This is a genomic window from Paenarthrobacter sp. 10N417, from assembly GCF_056394745.1.
In genome coordinates this window covers 1-2,281 of sequence record NZ_JBFTIL010000052.1, presented here as the reverse complement: position 1 = coordinate 2,281, position 2,281 = coordinate 1, and the positions used below count along the sequence as shown (strand labels likewise).

Sequence of the window (2,281 nt, the reverse complement as noted above, 5' to 3'; positions counted from 1 at the left end):
GTTCCCTCATCGTCAAGCTGGTTGTGAGTCATTCATTAGCTGTTGAGTGAAGGAGCCGGCGATGGCCGTTGATAACAAGGGTTTTACGCGTGAAGAGATCCGTGAGTTCATGCATGAGTACTATTTGCAGCCGTACGGGACGAGGAAGGAATGGATGGCCTCGTCGTCCGTTTCGGAATGGACGTTCCGCAGGTGGCGCAAGATGATGCTCCAGGGCGATATCGACCGTGGGCTGATTCCGCGGGAGCATGGAGGCATGGTCCCAACGAATCGTGAACTCTCCGCGTTTGAAAAAGCACGCGCGAAGGAAATCGCTGCCCACCGTGCCGAAGTCGAAAAACTCCAGAAGCGGGTGCAGGAGCTGGAGGACACGAATTCCGCGCTGGGAAAAGCTATCGGGCTCTTGCACGAGTTGAGCGTGCCAGAGCCCGATACAACCCCGACGAGCGCTCACGAGGATTCATAGCGGCCGAGAACACTCTGGTCCAGGAGCTGCAGGTGATCATCGGCTCCCAGCGGACAGCGCTCAAACTGGCGGGCGTGTCGCGCGGGACCTGGCATTACCGCTCCAATCCCCGTCCGGCGGTGCAGCACCCGATCCACCAGAGCGAGCGGGCCTACGAATCCCGGATCAGCACCGCAGATCAGGACCGGATCCTGGGGCTCATCCTGACCAGCTGGGAGAAGGGCAACTCCGTTGACCATGCCTTCGCCACAGCCTGGGACAACGGCGTGCTGCTCGCCTCCAACCGCTCGTGGTGGCGGATCGCGGCAGAGTACGAGGACCAGCAGGCCCGCCCAGCCATCCCGCGCAAGCGTGGGGGCACGCGTGGTTCCTCTGACAAGCCGGTGGTCAAGGCCACCGGCCCCTGCCAGGTCTGGTCCTGGGACATCACCGACATCTATTCCAAGTGGCAGGGCAAGGTTTTCAAGGTGTACTCCATCATGGACATCTTCTCCCGGGAGATCGTCGGCTGGCGGGTGGAGGAACGCGAGTCCGACCACCTCGCCGCGGAGATGTTCAAAACAGCCATCGCCCGGCACGGCTCCCCGCGCATCGTGCACGCCGATTCAGGCCCTGCCATGAGATCAAACCTGCTCCGTGACACCCTCACCGCCCACGGCGTGGAACTCAGCCATAACCGCCCGTACGTCTCCAACGACAACCCCTTCTCGGAGTCAGGCTTTCGCACGATGAAATACCGGCCCGGCTCTACGAACGACACCCAGGAAGATTCCGCCAACGCCCCACCACACCGGCCCCCGCCACACACGTCGGGATCAACCTCCCCCAAACCAAAACACCCCAAAAACTAGCCCAATGACTCCACACAGCTTGACAACTTTCGGTTCTCTCACATCCTGACCCGTTTCGCCTGACGTTCTCTCAGGTCCCGAGGTGTTTGGACCGACGTTCTCTCAGGTCCTGAGGTGTTTGGACCGACGTCCTCTCACGTCGTGGCGCGTTTTGCTTGACGTTCTCTCAGGTGCTGATGCGCTTGGGCCGGTTGCTGCTGAGCTCAGTGCCTATTTGGCTTGCCAGGTACAAGCTGCTGATTAGGCTCGACGGCGGATCCTGGGTGCCGCTTCAAAGCGCGGCTATTGCCACCATTTCTTTGTGTGACGGGGTTCACGGATACTGGTTCTTCGGATATTGAGACGTTTCTGGGCTGTTTCCCCAGTGTTTACGGCGTTTTAAGCGGCGTCTGGGTGGATTTGTTCGGACGGTATGGCGCGTGTAAAGTTAGCTGAGTCGCCGCCGCTGATGCGGAAATAATGGTGACGAAATCCCCTTCAAATTGCCGGATTCCGGTGGTGCTTTTTGCGCCTCTGATCTGGTTGGGGGAGCTGAGGACGGTTTGCTTCATGCGACCGAATCGGGTAAGTTTGAAAAGTTGCTCCGGAGCGATCCTGTGGCCCTGTTAGGGTGCGGGTGGTGCCGGTTAGTGTCTGTTGTTTGAGAACTCAATAGTGTGCCAAGTTTGTTGATGCCGATTGTTTTATTGATTGGTTGAAATTATGGCCAGGCCGTTGCGCACCCCGTGTGTGGTGGTTTGGTTTTCAGCTGGTTTCGAATTTTGTGCAGCCGTGCCTGTCGTTATTTCCGGTGGGTGTGGTTGTGTCTGTTATTTTTCAACGGAGAGTTTGATCCTGGCTCAGGATGAACGCTGGCGGCGTGCTTAACACATGCAAGTCGAACGATGATCCCAGCTTGCTGGGGGATTAGTGGCGAACGGGTGAGTAACACGTGAGTAACCTGCCCTTGACTCTGGGATAAGCC

General features: G+C 58.3%; 1 protein-coding gene, 1 rRNA gene and 1 pseudogene. All 3 read left to right on the top strand.

Translation table 11 applies throughout. The annotated features are described in order from the left end of the window. Window positions 1-61 precede the first annotated feature (61 nt). Complete coding sequence (locus AC1DCM_RS26480) at window positions 62-466, top strand: hypothetical protein (protein WP_477520315.1); 405 nt, start codon at window positions 62-64, stop codon at window positions 464-466. A gap of 32 nt (window positions 467-498) precedes the next feature. Further along, window positions 499-1,212 (top strand): annotated as a pseudogene (locus AC1DCM_RS26475) (transposase); the annotation flags it as partial. Between the two features lie 921 nt (window positions 1,213-2,133). Next, window positions 2,134-2,281 (top strand): 16S ribosomal RNA (locus AC1DCM_RS26470); the annotation flags it as partial.

What these genes read in the sequence shown, in the direction of transcription:
- AC1DCM_RS26480 (WP_477520315.1), top strand. Translation starts at nt 62, where the DNA reads ATGGCCGTTGATAACAAGGGTTTTACGCGTGAAGAGATCCGTGAGTTC.